Source organism: Paracoccus haematequi, assembly GCF_900631945.1.
In the GTDB taxonomy this organism is placed as follows: domain Bacteria; phylum Pseudomonadota; class Alphaproteobacteria; order Rhodobacterales; family Rhodobacteraceae; genus Paracoccus; species Paracoccus haematequi_A.
In genome coordinates, this window is the sequence record NZ_UZWE01000024.1 from 164,821 (window position 1) to 187,161 (window position 22,341).

23 protein-coding genes and 1 tRNA gene are annotated in these 22,341 nt (G+C 68.2%); 15 read left to right on the plus strand and 9 right to left on the minus strand.

Annotated elements, in window-relative coordinates:
• The first annotated feature begins 13 nt into the window (after positions 1 to 13).
• The gene (locus PARHAE_RS05975) at positions 14 to 1,114 is read left to right on the plus strand and encodes a THUMP domain-containing class I SAM-dependent RNA methyltransferase (protein ID WP_126153690.1); all 1,101 of its coding nucleotides are present in this window, start codon (positions 14 to 16) and stop codon (positions 1,112 to 1,114) included.
• 65 nt (positions 1,115 to 1,179) lie between these two features.
• Here PARHAE_RS05975 and PARHAE_RS05980 read toward each other — a convergent pair whose 3' ends face one another.
• The 4 genes from PARHAE_RS05980 to ihfA form a co-directional block, all read right to left on the minus strand.
• Positions 1,180 to 2,247, minus strand: coding sequence for a 2'-deoxycytidine 5'-triphosphate deaminase (locus PARHAE_RS05980; RefSeq protein ID WP_126153691.1), 1,068 nt, complete (start codon positions 2,245 to 2,247; stop codon positions 1,180 to 1,182).
• A 57-nt stretch (positions 2,248 to 2,304) separates the two neighbouring features.
• Positions 2,305 to 2,382: transfer RNA gene (locus PARHAE_RS05985), tRNA-Pro, on the minus strand.
• Positions 2,383 to 2,461: 79 nt separating this feature from the next.
• The gene (locus tag PARHAE_RS05990; protein ID WP_126153692.1) at positions 2,462 to 3,046 is read right to left on the minus strand and encodes a MerR family transcriptional regulator; all 585 of its coding nucleotides are present in this window, start codon (positions 3,044 to 3,046) and stop codon (positions 2,462 to 2,464) included.
• 15 nt (positions 3,047 to 3,061) lie between these two features.
• Positions 3,062 to 3,364, minus strand: a complete 303-nt coding sequence (gene ihfA / locus PARHAE_RS05995; protein ID WP_126153693.1) for an integration host factor subunit alpha — start codon at positions 3,362 to 3,364, stop codon at positions 3,062 to 3,064.
• A 173-nt stretch (positions 3,365 to 3,537) separates the two neighbouring features.
• Between ihfA and PARHAE_RS06000 the strand changes: the two genes are divergently transcribed.
• Entirely contained in the window at positions 3,538 to 3,816 is a 279-nt protein-coding gene (locus PARHAE_RS06000) for a DksA/TraR family C4-type zinc finger protein (protein WP_126153694.1), read from the plus strand.
• A gap of 4 nt (positions 3,817 to 3,820) precedes the next feature.
• Here the strand turns inward: PARHAE_RS06000 and PARHAE_RS06005 are convergent, their stop codons facing one another.
• The 4 genes from PARHAE_RS06005 to PARHAE_RS06020 all read right to left on the minus strand — a co-directional run bounded on the left by PARHAE_RS06005 (position 3,821) and on the right by PARHAE_RS06020 (position 6,904).
• Positions 3,821 to 4,795: a beta-ketoacyl-ACP synthase III gene (locus PARHAE_RS06005; protein ID WP_126153695.1), complete on the minus strand. Its 975-nt coding sequence runs from the start codon at positions 4,793 to 4,795 to the stop codon at positions 3,821 to 3,823.
• Positions 4,792 to 5,901, minus strand: coding sequence for a phosphate acyltransferase PlsX (plsX, locus tag PARHAE_RS06010; protein ID WP_126153696.1), 1,110 nt, complete (start codon positions 5,899 to 5,901; stop codon positions 4,792 to 4,794). The genes PARHAE_RS06005 and plsX overlap by 4 nt, the downstream gene beginning before the upstream one ends.
• A gap of 22 nt (positions 5,902 to 5,923) precedes the next feature.
• Positions 5,924 to 6,130 (minus strand): 50S ribosomal protein L32, encoded by a 207-nt coding sequence (rpmF, locus tag PARHAE_RS06015; RefSeq protein WP_126153697.1) that lies wholly within the window; start codon positions 6,128 to 6,130, stop codon positions 5,924 to 5,926.
• Positions 6,131 to 6,373: 243 nt separating this feature from the next.
• Positions 6,374 to 6,904, minus strand: coding sequence for a YceD family protein (locus PARHAE_RS06020; RefSeq protein WP_206436877.1), 531 nt, complete (start codon positions 6,902 to 6,904; stop codon positions 6,374 to 6,376).
• Positions 6,905 to 7,058: 154 nt separating this feature from the next.
• Here PARHAE_RS06020 and PARHAE_RS06025 point away from each other — a divergent pair, with 154 nt between their 5' ends.
• Positions 7,059 to 7,499 carry an outer membrane protein assembly factor BamE gene (locus PARHAE_RS06025; protein ID WP_338142917.1) on the plus strand — a complete coding sequence of 147 codons (441 nt, stop codon included), beginning with the start codon at positions 7,059 to 7,061 and terminating at the stop codon, positions 7,497 to 7,499.
• Between the two features lie 31 nt (positions 7,500 to 7,530).
• On the opposite strand, the gene PARHAE_RS06030 is transcribed toward PARHAE_RS06025, so the two are convergent.
• Complete coding sequence (locus PARHAE_RS06030; protein ID WP_126153699.1) at positions 7,531 to 8,529, minus strand: serine hydrolase domain-containing protein; 999 nt, start codon at positions 8,527 to 8,529, stop codon at positions 7,531 to 7,533.
• Between the two features lie 115 nt (positions 8,530 to 8,644).
• Between PARHAE_RS06030 and PARHAE_RS06035 the strand changes: the two genes are divergently transcribed.
• From PARHAE_RS06035 to PARHAE_RS06090, 12 genes are all read left to right on the plus strand, one after another.
• Positions 8,645 to 9,370, plus strand: a complete 726-nt coding sequence (locus tag PARHAE_RS06035; RefSeq protein ID WP_126153700.1) for an SseB family protein — start codon at positions 8,645 to 8,647, stop codon at positions 9,368 to 9,370.
• A gap of 49 nt (positions 9,371 to 9,419) precedes the next feature.
• Entirely contained in the window at positions 9,420 to 10,112 is a 693-nt protein-coding gene (locus tag PARHAE_RS06040; protein ID WP_126153701.1) for a CDP-alcohol phosphatidyltransferase family protein, read from the plus strand.
• Between the two features lie 12 nt (positions 10,113 to 10,124).
• Positions 10,125 to 11,591 (plus strand): ABC transporter substrate-binding protein, encoded by a 1,467-nt coding sequence (locus tag PARHAE_RS06045; protein ID WP_126153702.1) that lies wholly within the window; start codon positions 10,125 to 10,127, stop codon positions 11,589 to 11,591.
• A gap of 1 nt (position 11,592) precedes the next feature.
• Positions 11,593 to 12,858, plus strand: a complete 1,266-nt coding sequence (locus PARHAE_RS06050; protein ID WP_126153703.1) for a DUF2254 domain-containing protein — start codon at positions 11,593 to 11,595, stop codon at positions 12,856 to 12,858.
• A gap of 235 nt (positions 12,859 to 13,093) precedes the next feature.
• Positions 13,094 to 14,650 (plus strand): 2-isopropylmalate synthase, encoded by a 1,557-nt coding sequence (locus PARHAE_RS06055; protein WP_126153704.1) that lies wholly within the window; start codon positions 13,094 to 13,096, stop codon positions 14,648 to 14,650.
• Positions 14,651 to 14,851: 201 nt separating this feature from the next.
• Positions 14,852 to 15,448, plus strand: a complete 597-nt coding sequence (locus PARHAE_RS06060; RefSeq protein WP_126153705.1) for a hypothetical protein — start codon at positions 14,852 to 14,854, stop codon at positions 15,446 to 15,448.
• A gap of 257 nt (positions 15,449 to 15,705) precedes the next feature.
• Positions 15,706 to 16,740 carry a rod shape-determining protein gene (locus PARHAE_RS06065; protein WP_126153706.1) on the plus strand — a complete coding sequence of 345 codons (1,035 nt, stop codon included), beginning with the start codon at positions 15,706 to 15,708 and terminating at the stop codon, positions 16,738 to 16,740.
• A 27-nt stretch (positions 16,741 to 16,767) separates the two neighbouring features.
• Positions 16,768 to 17,703, plus strand: a complete 936-nt coding sequence (gene mreC, locus PARHAE_RS06070; protein ID WP_126153707.1) for a rod shape-determining protein MreC — start codon at positions 16,768 to 16,770, stop codon at positions 17,701 to 17,703.
• A gap of 11 nt (positions 17,704 to 17,714) precedes the next feature.
• Positions 17,715 to 18,230 (plus strand): rod shape-determining protein MreD, encoded by a 516-nt coding sequence (locus PARHAE_RS06075; protein ID WP_206436878.1) that lies wholly within the window; start codon positions 17,715 to 17,717, stop codon positions 18,228 to 18,230.
• The gene (mrdA, locus tag PARHAE_RS06080) at positions 18,227 to 20,167 is read left to right on the plus strand and encodes a penicillin-binding protein 2 (protein WP_126153709.1); all 1,941 of its coding nucleotides are present in this window, start codon (positions 18,227 to 18,229) and stop codon (positions 20,165 to 20,167) included. Before PARHAE_RS06075 ends, mrdA begins: the two co-directional genes overlap by 4 nt.
• Before the next feature lie 4 nt (positions 20,168 to 20,171).
• Positions 20,172 to 21,311: a rod shape-determining protein RodA gene (gene rodA / locus PARHAE_RS06085; RefSeq protein WP_126153710.1), complete on the plus strand. Its 1,140-nt coding sequence runs from the start codon at positions 20,172 to 20,174 to the stop codon at positions 21,309 to 21,311.
• Entirely contained in the window at positions 21,311 to 22,213 is a 903-nt protein-coding gene (locus PARHAE_RS06090) for an NAD(P)-dependent oxidoreductase (protein ID WP_126153779.1), read from the plus strand. Before rodA ends, PARHAE_RS06090 begins: the two co-directional genes overlap by 1 nt.
• Positions 22,214 to 22,341 lie beyond the last annotated feature (128 nt).

Sequence of the window (22,341 nt, forward strand, 5' to 3'; positions counted from 1 at the left end):
TTAGGGCTGCGCAATGGATGAGAGATTCGAGATTTTCCTGGTGGCGACTCCGGGCCTGGAAGCCCCTCTGGCCGCCGAGGCCGCTGCCTTGGGCTGGCAGCCGGTGGTGGGACCGGGCGGCGTGACGATCACCGGCGGCTGGGCCGATGTCTGGCGCGCGAACCTGTGGCTGCGCGGCGCGACGCGGGTGCTGGTGCGGGTGGGCAGCTTTCGCGCGCTGCATCTGGCGCAACTGGACAAGCGGGCGCGCAAGTTCCCCTGGGCCACGGTCCTGCGGCGCGACGTGCCGGTGCGGGTGGAAACCACCTGCAAGGCCAGCCGCATCTATCACGCGGGCGCGGCAACCCAGCGGATCGAACGCGCCATCGCCGAGGAACTGGGCGCGCCGCTGGCCCCCGACGCGGCCCTGGTCGTCAAGGTTCGGATCGAGGACGATCTGGTGACGATCAGCCTGGATACGACGGGCGAATCGCTGCACAAGCGCGGCCACAAGGAAGCCGTCGCCAAGGCCCCTATGCGCGAGACCATGGCCGCGATGTTCCTGCGCGAGATGGGGTTCGACGGCAGCCAGCCGGTGCTGGATCCGATGTGCGGGTCGGGCACCTTCGTGATCGAGGCCGCCGAGATCGCGGCAGGCCTGGCTCCGGGCCGCAGCCGCAGTTTCGGCTTCCAGCAGCTTGCGAGCTTCGATGCGGCCGCCTGGGAGACGATGCGCACCGCCGCCGCGCCGCGTCCGGCGCCCGCGCAGTTTTTCGGCAGCGACCGCGATGCAGGGGCCATCCGCATGAGCCTCGCCAATGCCGAGCGGGCGGGGGTAGCCGGGCTGACTCGTTTCGACTGCCGCGCCATCGGCGATCTGCAACGCCCCGACGGTCCCCCCGGCATCGTCATCGTGAACCCGCCCTATGGCGCACGGATCGGCAACAAGGGGCCGCTGTTCGGGCTGCACGCGGCCATGGGCGCGGTGTTCCGCGAACGGCTGCAAGGCTGGCGGATGGGGATCGTGACCAGCGAAGGGGGGCTGGCCAAGGCCACCGGCCTGCCGCTGGAATCGGGTCCGGTCGTGGCGCATGGCGGGCTGAAGGTGCGGCTGTGGCAGACGGGGATGGTGTAGCCCCAAGGTCGGGGGCGCTTCGCCCCCCGGACCCCCCGAGGATATTTGGACAAAGGTGAGAGGGCCTAGCGGAACTGCTTGGCGAGCTTCAGGCCCTGGCCCTGGTAGTTCGACTTGATGCCTGCGCCATACAGCCGGTCGGGGCGGGCGGCCATGCGTTCATAGACCAGACGCCCGACGACCTGGCCGTGTTCCAGCACGAAGGGCGCCTCGTGGCAGCGGACCTCCAGCACGCCACGCGCGCCGGCGCCGGTCTCGCCGATGCCGAAGCCAGGGTCGAAGAAGCCCGCGTAATGGACGCGGAATTCGCCGACCATCGCCAGATAGGGGGCCATCTCGGCCGCGTAATCGGCCGGGATCGCCACCGATTCGCGGCTGACGAGGATGTAGAAGGCGCCGGGATCCAGGATCAGCCGCCCCCGGTCGGCGCGCAATTCGTCCCAGAAATCGCGCGCGTCATAGGCGCCGATCCGGTCGAGGTCGATCACCCCGCTGTGGGGGCGGGCGCGATAGCCGACCAGGTCGCCCCGGCCGGGCTTCAGGTCGACGGAAAAGCCCAGGCCGTTGTCGATCAGCGCCTGGCCGCCGACCAGAGGTTCGCGGGCGTTCAGGTCGCGCAGCTGGTCGTCCGACAGCACCGCCTGGCCCTGCCGCAGCCGCAACTGGTTCAGGCGCATCCCGGGGCGGACCAGGACCGAAAAGCTGCGCGGGCAGATCTCGGCATAGAGGGGGCCGTCATAGCCTTCGGGCAGGCGGTCGAATTCGGTGCCGCCATCGGCCACCAGCCGCGTCAGCAGATCCAGGCGGCCGGTCGAGGATTTGGCATTGGCGACCGCCGTCAGCCCGGCGGGCAGGGACAGGCGTTCGATCAGCGGGACCAGATAGACGCAGCCGCGTTCCAGCACCGCGCCGCCGGTCAGGTCCATCTGGTGCATCTGCACATCGGCAAGCCGGTCCATCACCCGCTGGCCGCGCCCGGCCAGGAAGCTGGCGCGCAGGCGATAGGCGACATCGCCCAGACGCAGGTCCAGGCTGGCGGGCTGGATCTGTTCCGGGATGATCGCCGGGTCCGCGGTGATCGCGCCGGACTGGATCAGGGCGCGGATGCCGCTGTCGGGAAGAACGCCGTTCATGCCGAAACCTTTCATGCGAAAACGCCCACCCCCGGCAAGGGATGGGCGTTTTCGAAATGGTCGGGCCGGAGAGATTCGAACTCTCGGCCTTCCGCCCCCCAGACGGACGCGCTAACCAGACTGCGCCACGGCCCGACGCGCACCGTATAGAGCGATCTTGCCTGCCTGCACAAGGCCCGCAAGACGGAAATATGCGCCGCAAAGGCCCGAGATGTCAGCAAATCCGCGCCAAGCCGTCGCGCAACTGCGCCAGGGCCTGCCGTCCCGTGCGGACCAGGGGATCGGCGGGGCGAAGTTCTTGCAGGCGGGCGTTCATCGCCACTAGCCGTCCCAGCCAACCGGGCGCGGGGCGACCATGGGCCGCATGACCGGCCGTTGCCGCCGGGCGCCGGCGATGGCGGGATTTCGGCCCCGATGCGGGCTGTGGATCGTCCGGCGGGCCGTCCTGACGCAGGGTGTTGTCCGGCTGGCCGTCGTCCTGGGGGCTGTCGATCAGGGTATCGTCGGGTTCGGGCAGATCGGCCAAGCGCAGCGATCCGCGTTCCCGCAGCGCGGCGCCCCGGTCGCGGGCCATCAGCATCTTCGCGCCCCGGATGGTCAGTCCTTCGTCGCGCAGCACGGTGCAGAGGCCCGCCGCCAGCCGCACGTCGTCGGGGCGGTAATAGCGCCGCCCATCGGGACGTTTCATCGGCTTCAGCAGCGAGAACTGCGTTTCCCAATAGCGCAGGACATGGGGCGCCACGCCCAGCAGGCGGGCAACCTCGCCAATCGACCGGAATGCGTCTGCGCCTTTCGTCATCGGGTCGGAACGCCCCTAGCCCTTGTTTCCGGCCGCCACGCGGTCCTTCATCAGGTGCGAGGGGCGGAAGGACAGGACGCGGCGGGGGGTGATAGGCACTTCCTCGCCGGTCTTGGGGTTGCGGCCGATCCGTTCGTTCTTGTCGCGCAGGCTGAACGTGCCGAAGGACGAGATCTTCACCTGTTCGCCCCTTACCAGGGCGTCCGAGATATGGTCCAGGACCGATTCGACAAGCTGGGCGGATTCGTGGCGCGACAGGCCGACATCCCGAAAAACGGCTTCCGCCAGATCCATCCGAGTCAGCGTCTTCTCACCCATGAGTTTTCCCCTTTGATTTCACCAGGATGGTGGGAATCGTTCAGCCTGTCAACGACAAGCGGGCTTTTTCGTTCCGATTCAAGGGCCGCAGGGGACAATGATCGCGCGACCGCCCCGAACCGTTGCAACCGAGCCGCCTTGTCCTATCTGTAAGAGGATCGGAGGAGGATGCGATGGCCGGTGGATGGGCGCGCGACGACGCGGTAAACGACCAGATCGAGATCAGCACGGCCGAGGCCGTGGCCCGCGCCCGGCTGCGCGCTGGGCAGGGCGGCGCCGTGCGGGTAAGCGCCACGGCCTGCATCGACTGCGACGAACCCATTCCTGAAGCGCGGCGGCAGGCCCTGCCAGGGGTGCAGCTTTGCATTGACTGTCAAGCGGATCGCGACCGTGCATTCCGTCCTGCGGCGGGCATCAACCGGCGCGGCAGCAAGGATTCGCAGTTGAAATAACCGCTTACCAGCGCAGGACGACCGATCCCCAGCTGAGCCCGCCGCCGATCGCCTCGGTCACGATCAGGTCGCCTTGGGCAAAGCGGCCCTGGGCATCGGCCACCGACAGCGCCAGCGGAATCGACGCGGCCGAGGTGTTGCCGTGGTCGGCGACCGTCAGCACCACCTTGTCCATCGGCAGGCCCATCTTTTGCGCCGTGGCGGTGATGATCCGCGCATTGGCCTGGTGCGGCACCAGCCAGTCCACGTCGGCGGGCGTCAGCCCGGCCTTGTCCAGGGCGACATGGGCGGTTTTCGCCAGCTTTTCGACGGCATGGCGGAAGACCAGGTTGCCCTGCATCCGCAGATGCCCCGCCGTGCCGGTGGTGGACACGCCGCCGTCGACATACAGCAGGTCGCGGTACTGGCCGTCGCTGTTCAGGTCGCTGGCCAGGATCCCCCGGTCGTCGCTGGTGCCGGCACTCTCCTGCGCTTCCAGCACCACCGCACCGGCACCGTCGCCGAACAGCACGCAGGTGCCGCGGTCGGACCAGTCCATGATGCGCGAGAACGTCTCGGCGCCGACGACCAGGACGCGTTTCGCCATCCCGCCGCGAATCATCGCGTCGGCATTGGCCAGCGCGAAGACGAAGCCCGCGCAGACCGCCTGCACGTCATAGGCGAAGCCATGCGTCATCCCCAGCCCGTGCTGGATCATCGTGGCGGACGCCGGAAAGGTATAGTCGGGGGTCGAGGTCGCCAGGACGATCCCGTCGATGTCGTCGGGACGCAGGCCGGCCTTGTCCAGGGCCGCGCGGGCGGCGCGCAGGCCCATGTCGCTGGTCGCCTGGCCTTCGGCCGCGAAATGCCGCCGCTCGATCCCGGTGCGCGAGCGGATCCATTCGTCGGTGGTGTCCAGCTTGTCCTCGAACCAGGCGTTCTCGACAATGCGTTCGGGCAGGTAATGGCCGGTTCCCCGGATCACGGATCGCAGGGTCACGACGCGGCCTCGCTTTGAGGGCCGGATGCGACCGAGGCGGCGCCCTGGGCCACGCGGGCGGCCAGGCGGTCCTGGAAGCCGGATTTGGCCAGTTGGAAGGCCAGCTTGATCGCGGCGGACACGCCGGTCGCGTCGGCGGAACCGTGCGACTTGATGACGGTGCCGTTCAGGCCCAGGAAGATCCCGCCGTTGACACGGCGCGGGTCGATGCGCTTTTGCAGGCGTTTCAAAGAGGTCATCGCCAGCACGGCGGCAAACTTGGACATGATCGAATTCGCGAAGGCGTCCTTGAGAAGGGTGCCGACCAGCTTGGCCGTGCCTTCGCCGGTCTTCAAGGCGATGTTGCCGGTGAAGCCGTCCGTGACGATCACATCCACGCGGTTCGAGGGCAGGTCGCCCCCTTCCACGAAGCCCACGTAATCGAACTTGCCCGCATCGGCGGCTGCCAGGATCATGTCCTGGGCCTGCTTCAGTTCGGCCCGGCCCTTGTGCTCCTCGGTCCCGACATTCAGCAGGCCGACGCGGGGGCGTTCGACGTCCAGGCCGTTGCGGGCATAGGACGCGCCCATCAGCGCATATTGCAGCAGGTCATGGGCGTCGGCGCGGATATCGGCGCCCACGTCCAGCATGATGTTGAAGCCCTGCGGGTTCAGCGACGGCCACAGGCAGGCGATGGCGGGGCGGTTCACGCCCGGCAGCTTGCGCAGGCGCAGCATCGACAGGGCCATCAGCGCGCCGGTATTGCCGCAGCTGACGGCGGCCCCGGCCTCTCCGGTCCTGACCGATTCGATGGCCGACCACATCGAGGTGCCGTCGCCCTTGCGCACGATCTGGCTGGGCTTGTCGTCCATGGTGACGACGCCTGCCGCGTGACGGATGTCGCAACGACCGGAAAGCGCCTTGCGGCGCCCGACAAGGCGGCGAAGCTCTGCCTCGTCGCCATGCACGATGAACCGGATTTCCGGGTTCTTGGCCGCGCTTTCGGCCATGCCCGCGACGACAGCCACGGGGCCGCGATCGCCGCCCATGGCATCGACCGATATCACCACGCCGCCCCCGTGGTCGGGGGCGGGCGTTGCGGTCTGGGTCACGTCACGGTCGGTCATCTGGCGCGGTTGCCAAGCCCGATCAGGCCGCGTCGTCGTCCAGGTCGATCTCATTCGCCTGCGCGATCACTTCGCGGTCGGCGTAGTGGCCGCAGGACGGGCAGACGTGGTGCGGGCGCTTCAGCTCGCCGCAGTTCGAACATTCGTTCGGGTTGCCCGCAACCAGGGCATCGTGGGCGCGGCGCATGTTCCGGCGGGACCGGGTAACGCGATTCTGAGGGACAGCCATGTCACAACCTCGGGTTTGAGGGGGTGCGACGCGCTGGCGTCTTGCGCATCCCCAGGGATTTGAATTCGAAAATGAACCGCGCAGATACGCCATGACGGCCCCGCCCGCAACCCCTTGCGTCGGGGCAGGCAGGGCTAATTGCACCGGCGCGCGGGCTTTCCGCCAGCGTCACGCGCGGGGCGGCGTCGGAATCCACGCCCGCTGTGGCACCAGGGCCACGGTGGGGCGGTCGGCGGGCCGGAATCAGCCCTGGTCCGCCTCTCCGCCGCGCAGCAGCCGGTCCAGCCCCGCGAAGGGACGGCGGGTGTCGGCGACGGGCTCCTGGGGTCCGGTGTCCAGTTCGGCCCCTTCCGCGCGCGGGTATTCCGGCAGGGCCAGGGCCAGTTCCTCGATCATCACGGCGGCCAGGTCGATGAACTGCCCCAGCGGTTCCAGCCGGTCGTCGGGCATTTCCACCTCGTCGCCCTGGGGGGCGGCAAGGTGGGGCGAATAATGCCGCTCGACCTCCTCGTCCAGGGCGGTCTTGACGGGCTTCAAGGTGATAACGCAGGGCTGGGTGACGCGGGCGCGCAGCCGTCCGGTCAGTTCCCAGGCCTCGCCCGCCTCGGCGCGGATTTCTCCGGTAAAGATCAGCTTCGACAAGCCGCCGATGCCCAGTTCGGCGGCGATGGCCGCGCAGCGGTCGGCATCGGGCGTCAGCGAAAAGGCGGTGGGCGCGCGCGGGTTCAGATGCGCGACGCGCAGGCGGTCGGGCTGGTTGGCGGGGGCGGTCATGGCGGGGCCTTTGTCATGTCGTCCGGGGAATCGGCACCGGCGGTCGGCGGCAAATCCCCGGCGGGATTGTCATTCTTGAGCGCGGTGCCCGAGTTTGCTAAGCCGGACGGGCCGCGTCAACAGTCCGAGCAAGGGAAACCACGGAATGAAAGCCATGAAGACTGCACTGGTTCTGGCTTTCGTGGCCGTCCTGGGGCTTGCCGCCTGCGCGCCGGTCTATCGCAACCACGGCTTCATCCCCGCGCCCGAGGATCTGTCCCAGGTCGTCGTCGGCCAGACCACCGTGGACGAGCTTCAGGGCCTGATCGGCCGTCCCTCGGCCCAGGGCCTGCTGACGGGATCGGGTTGGTACTATGTCGGATCGCGCTGGCGCCATTACGGCCCGATGGAACCGCGCGAGGTCAGCCGAGAGGTCGTGGCCGTCTCATTCGCGCCCAGCGGCGTGGTGACGAATGTCGAACGTTTCGGGCTGGAGCGCGGCCGCATCGTCACCCTGTCGCGCCGCGTGACCGAAGGCAGCGTGACCGAGATCTCGCTGATCGGGCAGCTGCTGGGCAACCTGGGCAACTTCCAGGCGGCGGACATCATCGACTGACGCAGGGCGCGTGCCTGCATGTGCCCGGCCGCTACAGGGTCTGCACGATCCGGTCCGCCAGCATGTGCAGGTCGTTGCGGTATCCCGTCCGCGCCGAGGGCTGGTCGGGATCCGAGGTCATGGCGATGGCCACCGCAGGCTGCCGCCCGGTCGCGGGAAAGACATAGATCATCTGCCCGCCATAGCCCCAGCCGTATCGCACCGGACGCCCGCTGGCCTGGCCGATGAACCAGCCATAGCCATAGCCCTGCCCGCTGAAGATCGACGCGGTGCGCGACCGCCAGCTTTCCGCGATCCAGTCGGCGGGGACCACCTGCCGTCCGCCCGCGCGGCCCCCATCGGCATAGACCGCGCCGAAGGCCAGCAGGGACCGCGTGGACATCGCCATCTGGTTGCCGCCCAGATAGATGCCCTGGGGATCGCGTTCCCACCCCGTGATGGCGAAGCCGGGCACCTCGCCCAGCCAGTCGCGCGCCAGATCCAGCGTGGACCGCCCCGTCACCCGCGTCAGGACGGCCGAGACCAGATGCGTCGAGGCGGTCGAATACTGCATCCGCCCGCCCGGATCCTGGGTGAAGGGCGCGGCCAGGGCGGCGCGCACCCAGTTGCGGCTGCTGACCCAGGCCCCGTAATTCGCGCCCGACTGCCGCTCTAGCCCGGCCTGCATCGACAGAAGATGGCCCAGCGTGACCGTGGCAAGGCGGGGGTCGGGGTCGTCGGGCAACTGGTCGCGCAGGATCGGCGCGATGGGCTGGTCGGGGCCGTCCAGATCGCCCCGGTCGATGGCGATGCCTGCCAGGGCCGAGATGATCGATTTCGAGGCAGACTTGATGTTCGTGGGGCTGTCGGGCGTGAAGCCGTGATAGCCGCGCGCGGCGATCTCCCGGCCGGCGGACCAGACGGCGACGGCGCGCAGGTTCTCCAGCCGCCGGGCGTCGTCGAGGATCGGGTTCAGGTCGGCCTGCGCCCGGACGGGGGCGGCAAGCAGCGGCGACAGGCCGGCGGCCAGCAGAAGGGTGCGTCGGTTCATCAGCGATATATGGGCGGCGGGCGCGCATCGGGGAATCACGCTTGCGTCAGCGGGGCCTTGCCGGGCGCGCCCGCCGCGATTAGGGCAGGGCCGTCCCCGATCCGAAGGCCATGCCATGACCGCGCTTGACGACCTTGCCCCGGTTCCCTTCCACGACGCCGACGCCCCGCAGCGCGCGCGGATGCTGTCGCGGCTGGCCGATACGGAACTGGCCGTGGCCCTGGCTGCGGAACCCGAGGGCGATACCGTGGAACTGCGCATCTTCCCGCTGGACGGCGGCCCCGTGGCCCTTGCCTGCGATGCCGAGGATCGGCTGGCGGGCTTCTTCGGCGGGCCGGTGGCCTATGCCGCCATGCCGGGGCGGGTGCTGGCGGGGCTGCTGAAATCCGAAGGCGCGGGGCTGCTGGTCAATCCGGGCCAGCCGTCGGAAATGCTGCTGGACGCCGCCATGCTGGACTGGCTGACCGGCGCGCTGTCCGCCGCGCCCGAGGCCACGGACGCCCGCCTGCGCCTGACCCCGCCCGCCCCCGCCACCGTCGAGGCGTTGGCTCAGCCCCTGGCCGAACGGCTGGGCGACATGCGCGGGCTGATCGCGGGCGCGGCGCTGGCCGGGACGGGCGACGGCCATGTCCTGCTGGTCGCGGGCGCCGATCCCGCCCATCAGCCCGCCATCGCCAAGGCCCTGGCCGAGGCGCTGGCCTTCCTGCCCGAACAGCCCGGCGGCGTCGATGTCAGCTTTACCGACGCGGCGTTGCCCGCAGGCATCCTGCGCTTCGACCTGACGCCGCCGGAGGCGCCCCAGTCGCCGCGGCGCCCGAAAGGCCCGCCGATCCTGCGCTGATCGGCGCTGCACGGTTGCGTGATCGCCGCCAAACTGCCAGAACCGGACCATGAAGACACGTCACAAAGCGCTTTCCGTCCACCTTCTGACCGCCACCGGCGCCGTCCTGTCCATGCTGGCCATGCTGGCCGCGGTCGAGGGCGAATGGTCGCTGATGTTCTTGTGGCTGGTCGTGGCCCTGGTCGTCGACGGCATCGACGGTCCGCTGGCGCGGCGATACGATGTCAAGATCAACTCGCCGACCTATGACGGCGTGCTGATGGACCTGATCATCGACTATCTGACCTATGTGTTCATCCCGGCCTACGCGCTGTTCAAGTCGGGGCTGCTGTCGGGCTGGACCGGCTGGTTCGCGATCATCGTCATCGTCTATGGCAGCGTGATCTATTTCGCCGACACGCGGATGAAGACCAGGGACAATTCCTTTTCCGGCTTTCCGGGCTGCTGGAACATGGTGGTGCTGGTGCTGTTCGCCACCGATCCGCACTGGACGGTGATCCTGACGATCGTCGTCGCGCTGACCGTGGCGATGTTCCTGCCGATCAAGTTCATCCACCCGGTGCGCACCGAACGGTGGCGGGCGATCTCTCTGCCCGTTTCGATCCTGTGGTGCGTCTTCGCGGCCCGTGCCGCCTGGGTCGATTTCCATCCCGACAGCTGGGCCAACTGGGGGCTGGTCGTGACATCCTTGTGGCTGATGCTGGCGGGGGCCGCGCAGCAGCTGCTGCCCGAACGCGCCTGACGGGGGACGCCGATGATCCATGCCCTGAAACCCCTGGCGGCGCTGATGCTGCTGGCCCTGCCCGCAAGCGCCCAGGACGCCATCACCCTGGGCATGGTGCTGGAGCCGCCGAACCTCGACCCGACCGGCGGCGCGGCGGCGGCCACCGACGAGGTGGTCTATGCCAATGTCTTCGAAGGTCTGACCCGCTTCGGCCCGAACGGCGCCATCGAGCCTGCCCTGGCCGAACGCTGGGACGTTCAGGAAGACGGCCGTGTCTATGTCTTCCACCTGCATGACGGCGTGACCTTCCATGACGGCGCGGCTTTCGATGCCAGCGACGTGGTGTTCACGCTGGACCGCGCCCGCGCGCCCGATTCGACCAATGCCCAGAAGGTGCTGTTCCAGGGCATCGATACGGTCGAGGCCGTGGATCCGCTGACCGTCCGCGTCACCCTGACCGTGCCGGACGGCAACTTTCCCTTCAAGATGGCCTGGGGCGATGCGGTGATGCTGGACCCGGCCAGCGCGGACGACCTTGCCACCCGGCCTGTCGGCACCGGCCCCTTCCGGCTTGACCGATGGGTTCAGGGCGACCGGATCGTGCTGACGGCCTTTGACGGCTATTGGGGCGAAAAGCCCGCGCTGAAGACCGCGACCTTCCGCATCATCGGCGACCCCTCGGCGGCGTTTGCCGCGATGATGGCAGGCGACGTGGATGCCTTCCCGAACCTTCCCGCGCCCGAGACCTTGCCGCAGTTGCAGGCCGATCCGCGCTTCCAGGTGATCGTCGGCACCACCGAGGGCGAGACGATCCTGGCGATGAACAACGCCCGCGCGCCCCTGGACAATATCAAGGTCCGCCAGGCCATCGCCCATGCGATCAACCGCCAGGACATCATCGACGGCGCGATGTTCGGCTATGGCACGCCCATCGGCAGCCATTTCGCGCCGCACCACCCCGATTACGTCGATCTGACCGGGTTGTCGGAATACGATCCCGAAAAGTCGAAGGCCCTGCTGGCCGAGGCGGGGGTCGGCCCGATCACGTTGCGCCTGGCCCTGCCGCCCACCCCCTATGCCCGTCGCGGCGGAGAAATCGTGCAGGCCCAGCTTGCCGCCGTGGGCATCCAGACGCAGATCGCCAACATGGAATGGGCGCAATGGCTGGAAACCGTCTTCAAGGGCGGCGATTTCGACCTGACGATCATCAGCCATACCGAGCCGCTGGACATCGATATCTATGCCCGCCCCGACTATTACTTCCACTATGCCAGGCCGGATTTCGTCGCGCTGATGGACCGCTTGCAGGCCGCCGTGACGCCCCAGCAGCGCAGCGATCTGTATCGGCAGGCGCAGGAGATGATCGCGAAAGATTACGTCAACGCCTTCCTGTTCCAGCTTGCCAAGACCGGCGTCGCGGATGCCCGGATCCAGGGGCTGTGGGAAAACGCGCCGACGCAGGCCAACGACCTGACCAAGGTGCGGTGGGCGCCCTGACATGTCCCGGCTGCGCTGGATCCTGTCGCGGCTGCGCCGGACGCTGTGGGTGCGCGTCGCGCTCTATGCGGTGCTGGGGGTCGCGGCGGCGGTGGCGGCGACGCTGGCCGCCTGGTTGCCCTGGCCCCTGCCCATCGACATCAGCGCCGAGGCGATCGACAGCCTGCTGAACGTCATCGCCAGCAGCATGTTGGCGGTCACGACCTTTTCTGTCACGGCGCTGACCTCGGCCTATGGCTCGGCCACCTCGAACGCCACGCCCCGCGCCACCCGCCTGCTGACCGAGGACGACTTCATCCAGTCGGTGCTGGCGACCTTCATCGGGTCGTTCCTGTTCAGCATCGTCGGGCTGGTCGCGCTGCGGGTCAGCGTCTACGGCCCGCAGGGCCGGGCGCTGCTGTTCGTGACCACGGTGCTGGTCATCGTCCTGATCGTGCTGGCGCTGCTGCGCTGGATCCACCAGCTGACCAAGCTGGGCCGGGTCGGCGACACCATCGACCGGCTTGAGGACGCGACCCGCCGGTCCATGCAGGCGCGGCTGGACCTGCCTTTCCTGGGCGGCCGCCCGCTGCCCGACGACGCGCCCGACGCCCCCGCCATCCTGTCGGACCAGGTGGGCTATGTCGAATTCATCGACACCGCCGCCCTGTCCGACCTGTGCGAGGATCGCGGCATCGGGCTGGACATCCGCGTCCTGCCGGGCGCCTTCGTCTATCACGGCAGCACGCTGGCCGTGCCGCGCGGCGGAACCGCCGCCGACGATCTGGCCGACCGGGTGCGTCGCGCCTTCACCATTTCGGCCGCGCGGTCCTTCGACCAGGATCCGCGCTTCGGCGTGATCGCCCTGACCGAGGTCGGAATGCGCGCCCTGTCCGCCGCCGTCAACGATCCCGGCACCGCAATCGACGTGATCGGGCGGCATGTGCGGCTGCTGACCTTCTGGGGCGACGGCTGGCACAAGGCCGAGACGCAGGAACCCCGCTATCCCCGCCTGCGTCTGCCGCCCCTGCGCCACGAGGACATGCTGGACGACGCCTTCTACATGATGGCGCGCGAGGCTGCGGGCCATATCGACATCCTGACCCGGCTGATCAAGGGCCTGGACGCGCTGACCCGCACCGGCCCCCAGGCCGCGCGTCAGGCGGCGGCCGCGCAATTGCGGCTGGCCTGCGCGCGCGGGGCCGAGGCCTTGCCCGGTCCCGACCGGCTGCGGTTGCGGCGCCTGATGGATGAACTTGCCGTTCCATACGGGTCCGATCCGGCCTGACGATCGGGTTCCGCCGGTTTTGGTCTTTTCAAACGCGATCTTGGGCGGCATAGTCCCCGCCATGACCCGGATGCTGGACATTCCCGCCGCCTCGACCGCGCCTTTCGGCGCGCGTCTGGTCGTGAACCTCCGCGGTCTGCTGCTTCTTACGCTGCGCTGAGCGGGTCTCCGGGCCGCCGCTCAGCCAGGAACGTGCCCGGTCATTCCCGACAGACCCCGTAAGAAAGCGCATCCCATGACCGACAAGAACCGCGTCGTCATCTTCGACACCACCCTTCGCGACGGCGAGCAGTCGCCCGGCGCCACCATGTCCCACGAGGAAAAGCTGGAAATCGCGTCCATGCTGGACGAGATGGGCGTGGACATCATCGAGGCGGGCTTCCCCATCGCCTCGGAAGGCGATTTCGCCGCCGTGTCAGAGATCGCCAAACAGGCGAAGAACGCCGTGATCTGCGGCCTGGCCCGCGCGCAGCTGCCCGACATCGACCGTTGCTGGGAGGCCGTGCGCCACGCGAAACGCCCGCGCATCCACACCTTCATCGGCACCTCGCCCCTGCACCGGGCGATCCCGAACCTGGACATGGACCAGATGGCCGAACGGATCGAGCAGACCGTGACGCACGCCCGCAACCTCTGCGACAACGTACAATGGTCGCCCATGGACGCCACGCGGACCGAACATGACTATCTGTGCCGCGTGGTGGAAATCGCCATCAAGGCGGGCGCCACCACCATCAACATCCCCGATACCGTGGGCTATACCGCCCCGCGCGAATCGGCCGACCTGATCCGCATGCTGCTGGAACGCGTGCCGGGGTCGGAAAACGTGGTCTTCGCCACCCATTGCCACAACGACCTGGGCATGGCGACCGCCAACGCCCTGGCCGCCGTGGAAGCAGGCGCCCGCCAGATCGAATGCACCATCAACGGGCTTGGCGAACGCGCGGGCAACACGGCCTTGGAAGAGGTCGTGATGGCGCTCAAGGTGCGCCATGACATCATGCCCTTCGACACCGGCATCGACACCACGAAGATCATCGGCATTTCCCGCCGCGTGGCCCAGGTCAGCGGTTTCCCGGTGCAGTTCAACAAGGCCATCGTCGGCAAGAACGCCTTCCTGCACGAATCGGGGATCCACCAGGACGGCGTGCTGAAGAATGTCGAGACCTTCGAGATCATGCGCCCCGCCGACATCGGGCTGAATGAAACCAACATCGCCATGGGCAAGCATTCGGGCCGCGCCGCCCTGCGCGCCAAGCTGGCCGATCTGGGATACGAGGTCGGCGACAACCAGTTGAAGGACATCTTCGTGCGCTTCAAGGCCTTGGCCGACCGCAAGAAAGAGGTCTATGACGAGGATATCGTGGCGCTTGTCCAGGACGCCTCGGCCAATACCGGCGACGATTTCCTTCAGGTCAAGCACCTGCGCGTGGTCTGCGGCAGCGACGGGCAGTCGGCGGATCTGACGATGATCGTGGACGGGCAGGAACAGACCGTCCATGCCACCGGGGACGGCCCGGTCGATGCCTGCTTCAATGCCGTGAAGCAGATCTTCCCGCACAATGCGACGCTGAAGCTGTATCAGGTCCATGCCGTGACCGAAGGCACCGACGCCCAGGCCACCGTCAGCGTGCGGATGGAGGAGGACGGCCGCATCGTGAACGGCCAGGCCGCCGACACCGACACGATCCTGGCCAGCGTCAAGGCCTATGTCGGCGCGCTGAACCACCTGATCGTGCGCCGTACGCGGGCGGGCCGGGACGGCAAGGAAATCAGCATGTATTCGCACTGACGCCCGTTCACGGCGGATGCTTTCCAGCCCCGGTGCCACGGCGCCGGGGCTTTCCGCATTAAGCCTGTACAAAAAGACAGCCGCGCGGCATCGCCATTTCGTTGACGTAAACGTCACATAATGAGAGATCCCTCGCCAGGCAGAGAATCTGCCGGGCCTTTTAATTGTTTTGGTGCTGAATGCGCCAGTAAAGAGGATAAGATGCGCGCCTTCTGTCTTGCCATCGCGACCGCCCTGATGGCGGCCGGGGCTGCCAACGCCGCCACCCTGACCGAGGGTACCGGAGCCGCCGAATTTTCGCACGACTGGAAAAACCCCACCATCGTCGCCGCAGGCGTCGATCACATTTCGGGCAGCTGGGACGTCCAGAACGATCACGACATCCTGGGCTTCACCTCGCTGAAGGCGGGTGCGCAGACCATCACGCTGACCTTTTCGCCCAAGACGCCCATCGGCGCGACCGACTGGTCGTTCTCGGCCGGGGGCGAACTGCGCTATCAAACCTATGCGCCGAAATACAGCGCCTGGGAGGGCACGACGTTCGGCAGGGTCGCCCTGAACCACGCGAACCGCGGCGGTGATTTCACCTATGCGCTGAACCTGGGCGACGATTTCGCCGGCGTCCTGTATTTGGGCCTTTACGGCACCCATGGCAGCCTGAACTACAACATCGCCGTTCCGGGCAATGCCGTGGCCGAACCCCAGCCCGCGCCGGTCCCGCTGCCCGCCGGCGCCGCGCTGCTGCCCGCCGGTGTTGCCGCGCTGGCCCTTCTGCGCCGTCGCCGCAAGGCGCGCTGACGGTCAGGCAATCTATGAAGGGTGCCCTCGCCGGTCGGGGGCGCCCTTTTTCATGCCTGCGCCGCATCTGCGCCCCGCAACCAGGGCATGTGCCCGGTTCCGCCGATCACGGCAACGGGGCTTTCGCGCCGCAGCCGAGGCTTCTATATGGGGACACCACCTGGGAAGCTTCGCGCGTCGATTCCGCGCCGTGGCTGCGCCATAGGCGGACAAGAACGGGCATCAGCCGGTGAAACCGGCGCGAAAGGGATACGGGCATGGCATTCGGCGGTTTGTTTTCGACCGACATCGCAATCGACCTCGGGACGGCGAACACGCTGATCTATGTGAAGGGCAAGGGGATCATCCTCAACGAACCCTCGGTCGTGGCCTATCACGTCAAGGACGGCAAGCGGCAGGTGCTGGCCGTGGGCGAGGACGCGAAGCTGATGCTGGGCCGCACCCCCGGCAGCATCGAGGCGATCCGGCCCATGCGCGAGGGCGTCATCGCCGATTTCGACAGCGCCGAACAGATGATCAAGCACTTCATCAAGAAGGTGTTCAAGCGCAGCGGCTTTTCCAAGCCGAAGGTGATCGTCTGCGTGCCGCACGGCGCGACCCCGGTCGAAAAGCGCGCCATCCGCCAGTCGGTGCTGTCGGCGGGCGCCCGCAAGGCCGGGCTGATCGCGGAACCGATCGCGGCGGCCATCGGCGCGGGGATGCCCATCACCGAGCCGACCGGCTCCATGGTCGTGGACATCGGCGGCGGCACGACCGAGGTTGCCGTGCTGTCGCTGGGCGACGTGGTTTACGCGCGTTCGGTCCGCATTGGCGGCGACCGCATGGACGAGGCGATCATCAACTATCTGCGCCGCAACCAGAACATGCTGATCGGCGAATCCACGGCCGAGCGGGTCAAGACCAGCATCGGCACGGCGCGGATGCCCGACGACGGGCGCGGCGCCACGATCATGGTGCGGGGCCGCGACCTGCTGAACGGCATCCCCAAGGAGATCGAGATCAGCCAGGCCATGGTGGCCGAGGCGCTGGCCGAGCCCATGCAGGCCATCTGCGAGGCGGTGATGGTCGCGCTGGAGGCGACGCCGCCGGATCTGGCCGCCGACATCGTGGACCGCGGCGTGATCCTGACGGGCGGGGGGGCGATGCTGGGCGACCTGGATCTGGCGCTGCGCGAGCAGACGGGCCTGTCGATCACGCTGGCCGACCAGCCGATGAACTGCGTGGCGCTTGGCACCGGCAAGGCGCTTGAATACGAAAAGCAGCTTCGCCACGTCATCGACTACGACAGCTGAGAGGCGGCCCGGAAGGGGGCTGCGTGAATGGCACGCAAGGGACCAGATTTCACCACACCCGTGCGGCGCGTGCTGATCGCGCTGATGGCGCTTGTGCTGGTGGCGCTGTTCCTGTTCTGGCGCATCGACAGCCCGCGCGCCGAGGCGATGCGCATCGCCATCATCGACCGCGTGGTGCCCCGCTTCGAATGGGCGCTGGCGCCGGTCACGCGGGCCAGCCAGATGATCGGCGGGTTCCAGTCCTATGCCCGGATCTACGAGCAGAACCAGGAACTGCGCCGGGAATTGCAGCAGATGCAGGCCTGGAAGGAAGCCGCCGTCCAGCTGGAACAGGAAAACTCCAAGCTGATGGCGCTGAACAACGTCCGCATCGACCCGGCGCTGACCAGCGTCACCGGCATGGTAATGGCCGACAGCGGGTCGGCCTTCCGCCAGTCGGTGCTGCTGAACGTGGGCGCGCAGGACGGCATCGTCGAAGGCTGGGCGACGATGGACGGGCTGGGCCTTGTCGGCCGCATCTCGGGGGTGGGCCAGCGGACCAGCCGGGTGGTGCTGCTGACCGATCCGTCGTCGCGCATCCCGGTGACCGCCCAGCCGTCCGGTGAACGGGCGCTGCTGACGGGCGACAACACGTCGCTGCCGTTCCTGGATTTCATCGAGATGCCCGACAATGTGCGGCCCGGCGACCGGGTCGTCACCTCGGGCGACGGCGGGGTGTTTCCGCCGGGGCTGCTGGCGGGGCAGGTGGTCCAGGGCAGCGACGGGCGGATACGGCTGCGGCTGGCGGCCGATTACGGGCGGCTGGAATTCCTGCGGGTGCTGCGGTCCCATCCGGCCGAGATGGTGGTGGACAGCGGCGCGGTGATCGCGCCCGGCGACCGGGGCCTGATCGGACCGCAGCGGCCCGCCTCGCCGGTCGAGGCGGCGGTGGCGTCCGATCCGCTGGCCACGGGCGCCGAATGATGAACCGGCAGGTGCTGATCGGAACGATCCTGTTCTGCACGGCCATGGCGGTGCTGCTGTTCCTGCGGCTGCTGCCCCTGTCGCCGGGCACGACGCGCTGGCCGGGACCCGACTTGGAATTGTGCCTGGTGCTGGCCTGGATGCTGCGCCGTCCCGACCAGCTTGCCGCCCCGGTGATCGCCCTGGCCTTCCTGGTCCAGAACGCCATCCTGTTTCACCCCTTGGGCCTGTGGCCCGCCATCGTGCTGGCCGGATCCGAGGCCGCACGCCTGCGTGAGGGGCGTTGGCGCGATGGGCCGTTCATGGTTGAATGGCTGCGCGTGTCGGTCCTGATGGGCGTGATGATGCTGGGTTATCGCTTCGCGCAGGTGGTGTTCATGCTGCCGGTTCCGGCCCTGGGGCAGGTGATCCTGCAATACATCGCCACCGTCGCCGCCTATCCGGCGGTGGTGCTGGCCGCGCGCGTCCTGTTCGGACTGCGCCGCGTCACCCTGGCGGAAGCCGAGCAGATGAGGTTCGCCCGATGACACGAACGCCGCGCCAGACCGGCGACACGGGCCGGGGCATCGGCCGCCGGGGGCTGCTGCTGGCGGGCATCCAGCTGGGCGTGGTCACGACCCTGGCGCTGAAGCTGCGGTCCATGCAGGTGGAACATGCCGAGGAATACCGGATGCTGGCCGACGGCAATTCCATCAAGATCCGCCTGCTGGTGCCCGCGCGCGGGCTGATCCACGACCGCAACGGCATCGTCATCGCCGGCAACGAGCAGAATTACCGCGTGACCCTGACGCGCGAGGAAGCGGGCGGCGACGTGGAACCCGTTCTGCGCCGCCTGGCCCGGCTGATCCCCATCAGCGACGCCCGCATGGCCGAGCTTCTGGACGAATTTTCCAGGCGCAGCGCGATCACTCCCATTGTCCTGGCCGATCGCCTGACCTGGGAACAGTTCAGCTCCATCGCCGTGAACGCGCCCGCGCTGGCGGGCGTCACGCCGGAATCGGGTCTGTCGCGCGTCTATCCCCGCGGGGGCGACATGGCGCATGTGCTGGGCTATGTCGGTCCGGTGTCGGACTATGACCTGTCCAAGATCGAAAACCCTGATCCGGTGCTGATGCTGCCCGAGTTCCAATTAGGCAAGGTTGGCTTCGAGGCCCGGATGGAGGAACACCTGCGCGGCAAGGCCGGTCAGCGCCGGGTCGAGGTGAACAGCGCGGGCCGCGAGATGCGGCAACTGTCCCGGCAAGAGGGCGAACAGGGCGCGACCGTGCAGATGACACTGGACGCGCGGCTGCAGAATTACGCGGCCCAGCGCATGGGCTCTGAGAGCGCCGCCGCCGTGGTGATCGACTGCCAGACGGGCGATATCGTCACGATCTGTTCGTCGCCGTCCTTCGATCCGAACAAGTTCGTGCGCGGGATTTCCTCGCCCGACTACAAGGCGCTGATGAACCACGACCACCGGCCCTTGGCCGACAAGACGGTGCAGGGCGTCTATCCGCCGGGATCGACCTTCAAGATGGTCACGCTGCTGGCCGGGCTGGATTCAGGCGTCATCAACGCAGGCTCGCGGTTCTATTGCCCCGGCTATACCGAGGTCGGCGGGCGGCGCTTTCATTGCTGGCGCCGGGGCGGGCATGGCAGCGTCGATGCCGTGACAAGCCTGTCCCACAGCTGCGACGTGTATTATTACGAACTGGCACAGAAGGTCGGCATCGACCGCATCGCGGCCATGGCCCGCAGGCTGGGCCTGGGCCAGCGCCACGACCTGCCCATGTCCGCCGTGGCCGAGGGGATCGCTCCCGACCGGGCCTGGAAGCAGGCGCGCCACGGCCAGGCCTGGCAGGTGGGCGACAGCCTGAACGCATCCATCGGGCAGGGCTATGTGCTGGCCTCGCCCCTGCAACTGGCGGTGATGACGGCGCGCATCGCATCCGGGCGAGAGGTCAGGCCGCGCCTGGTCCGGGCCATCGACGGGGTGGCCCACCCGGTGGCCGACTTTCCGGCGCTGGACGTGGACCCGGCCTTCCTGCGCGTGGCCCGCGCGGGCATGGACGCGGTGATGAATTCCGAAAGCGGCACCGCCAAGCGGTCGCGCATCATCCGCGAGGAATGGCGCATGGCAGGCAAGACCGGCACCAGCCAGGTGCGCAACATCACCGCCGCCGAACGCGCGCGGGGCGTGGTGTCGAACGAGCAACTGCCCTGGAACCGGCGCGACCACGCGCTGTTCGTCTGCTATGCCCCGTACGAGGCGCCGCGCTATGCGGTGTCGGTGGTGGTGGAACATGGCGGCGGCGGATCGACGGCGGCCGCGCCCATTGCCCGCGACATTCTGCTGTTTGCGCTGAACGGCGGCCTGCCGCCGCTGGACGCCGTGCCCGGCGATCAGCGCGACGCGATGGAGGAGCGCCACAACGCCATGCACCTGTTCACGCCGGATGCGCCCCGGCTGTCGCGGGCCTGACGCCATGTCCTATCTTGACTACAAGGTCGCCCAGACCCCCACCGGCATCCGCAAGATCCTGTATCTGAACTGGCCGCTGGTCTTCCTGATCGCAGCCGTGGCCAGCATCGGCTTTCTGATGCTGGTGTCGGTCGCCGGGGGCCGGGTCGATACCTGGGCCGAGCCGCAGATGTATCGCTTTGCCGCCGGCATGGTCATCATGGTCGGCCTGGCCTTCGTGCCCATGTGGTTCTGGCGCGGGATTTCCGTTCCAGCCTATGTCTGCTGCTTCCTGCTGCTGGTCGCGGTGGAACTGGTGGGCACCATCGGCATGGGCGCGCAGCGCTGGATCGACATCGGCCCGATCCGGTTGCAGCCGTCCGAACTGATGAAGATCTCGCTCGTGCTGCTGCTGGCCGCCTATTACGACTGGCTGGCCCCGCATCGGGTATCAAAGCCCCTGTGGGTGCTGATCCCGGTGTTGCTGATCCTGGCGCCGACCGCCCTGGTGCTGATCCAGCCGGATCTGGGCACCTCGATCATGCTGGTGGCGGGGGGTGGCATCCTGATGTTCGCGGCGGGCGTGTCGCTGTGGTATTTCGCCGTGGTGATCGCCGCCGCCGTGGGGCTGGTCGCGACCGTGCTGGAAAGCCGGGGCACGGACTGGCAGCTTTTGAAGGACTATCAGTTCCGCCGCATCGACACCTTCCTGGACCCGACCGCTGATCCGCTGGGCGCGGGCTACAACATCATCCAGAGCCAGATCGCCCTGGGATCGGGCGGCTGGTCGGGGCGGGGCTTCATGCAGGGCACGCAGTCGCGGCTGAACTTCCTGCCCGAGAAGCACACCGATTTCATCTTCACCGTCCTGGCCGAGGAGTTCGGTTTCGTCGGCGCCATGTCGCTGCTGGGTCTCTATACGCTGATCATCGGCTTCTGCCTCTATTCGGCGCTGTCGAACCGCGACCGCTTCGCCGCGCTGATCACGGTGGGCATCAGCGGGACGTTCTTCCTGTATTTCTCGATCAACATGGCCACGGTGATGGGGATGCTGCCCGCCAAGGGATCGCCCCTGCCGCTGGTCAGCTATGGCGGCACGTCGCTGATGATCCTGATGCTGGGCTTCGGGCTGGTGCAGGCCGCCCATGTCCACAGGCCGCGATGATGCGGGTGCTGTTTGCCGCCCCCGACGCGCTGTGGCCGGAATGGGCGCCCGCCCTGACCGCCCTTGCGCCCGAGATGGAGCTGGTCCGAGAGGCCGACCCGGCCAGCATCGACGCAATCATCTTTGCGCCGGGCGGGCCGGTCAGCGACCTGTCGCCCTTCGTGAACGCGCGGCTGGTGCAAAGCCTGTGGGCGGGGGTCGAACGGATCGTGACAAACCCCACCCTGACGCAGCCGTTGGCGCGGATGGTCGATCCGGGGCTGGCGCGCGGCATGGCGGAATACTGCACCGGCTGGGCCTTGCGCGCGCATCTGGGAATGGACCGTTACGCGCAGGACGGGGTCTGGCGCAACGCCCTGACGCCGCGCCTGGCCGAGGGGCGGCAGGTGACGATCCTAGGGATGGGCGAACTGGGCCGCAGCGTCGCGGCCATGCTGAGGGGCATCGGGTTCCGCATCGCGGGCTTCAGCGCATCGGGCCGCGCGGTGCAGGGGGCCGAGATCACGACCGACCTGAGCCGCGCCCTGTCGCGTGCCGAAATCCTGATCTCCCTGCTGCCCGACACCCCGCAGACGCGCGGGCTGCTTGACGCCGACCGGCTGGCGCTGCTGCCGCAAGGCGCCTGGCTGATCAATCCCGGACGCGGCACGGTGCTGGACGACGACGCGCTGCTGGCGGCCCTGGACGGCGGCCGGCTGGGCCACGCGGTGCTGGACGTGTTCCGCACGGAACCGCTGCCCCCCGGCCATCCCTTCTGGTCCCATCCCGGCGTCACCGTGACCCCCCATATCGCCGCCGAGACGCGGGTCAGCACAGCCGCCCCCGTCGCGGTCGAGAACCTGCGCCGCGCCATGGCGGGCCGTCCGGTCCTGCATCTGGTGGATCGCGGGCGCGGTTACTGAACCGATCACGACTAACTTACGTTAACGGCATCTGGGGGTTTCCGCTATTGCGGCATTTCGGCAAGCGCCGGTATGTCTGGGAAAACAGTTCGAAAGCTGGCGCATGATGGCCAAGGACACTTCCCTGC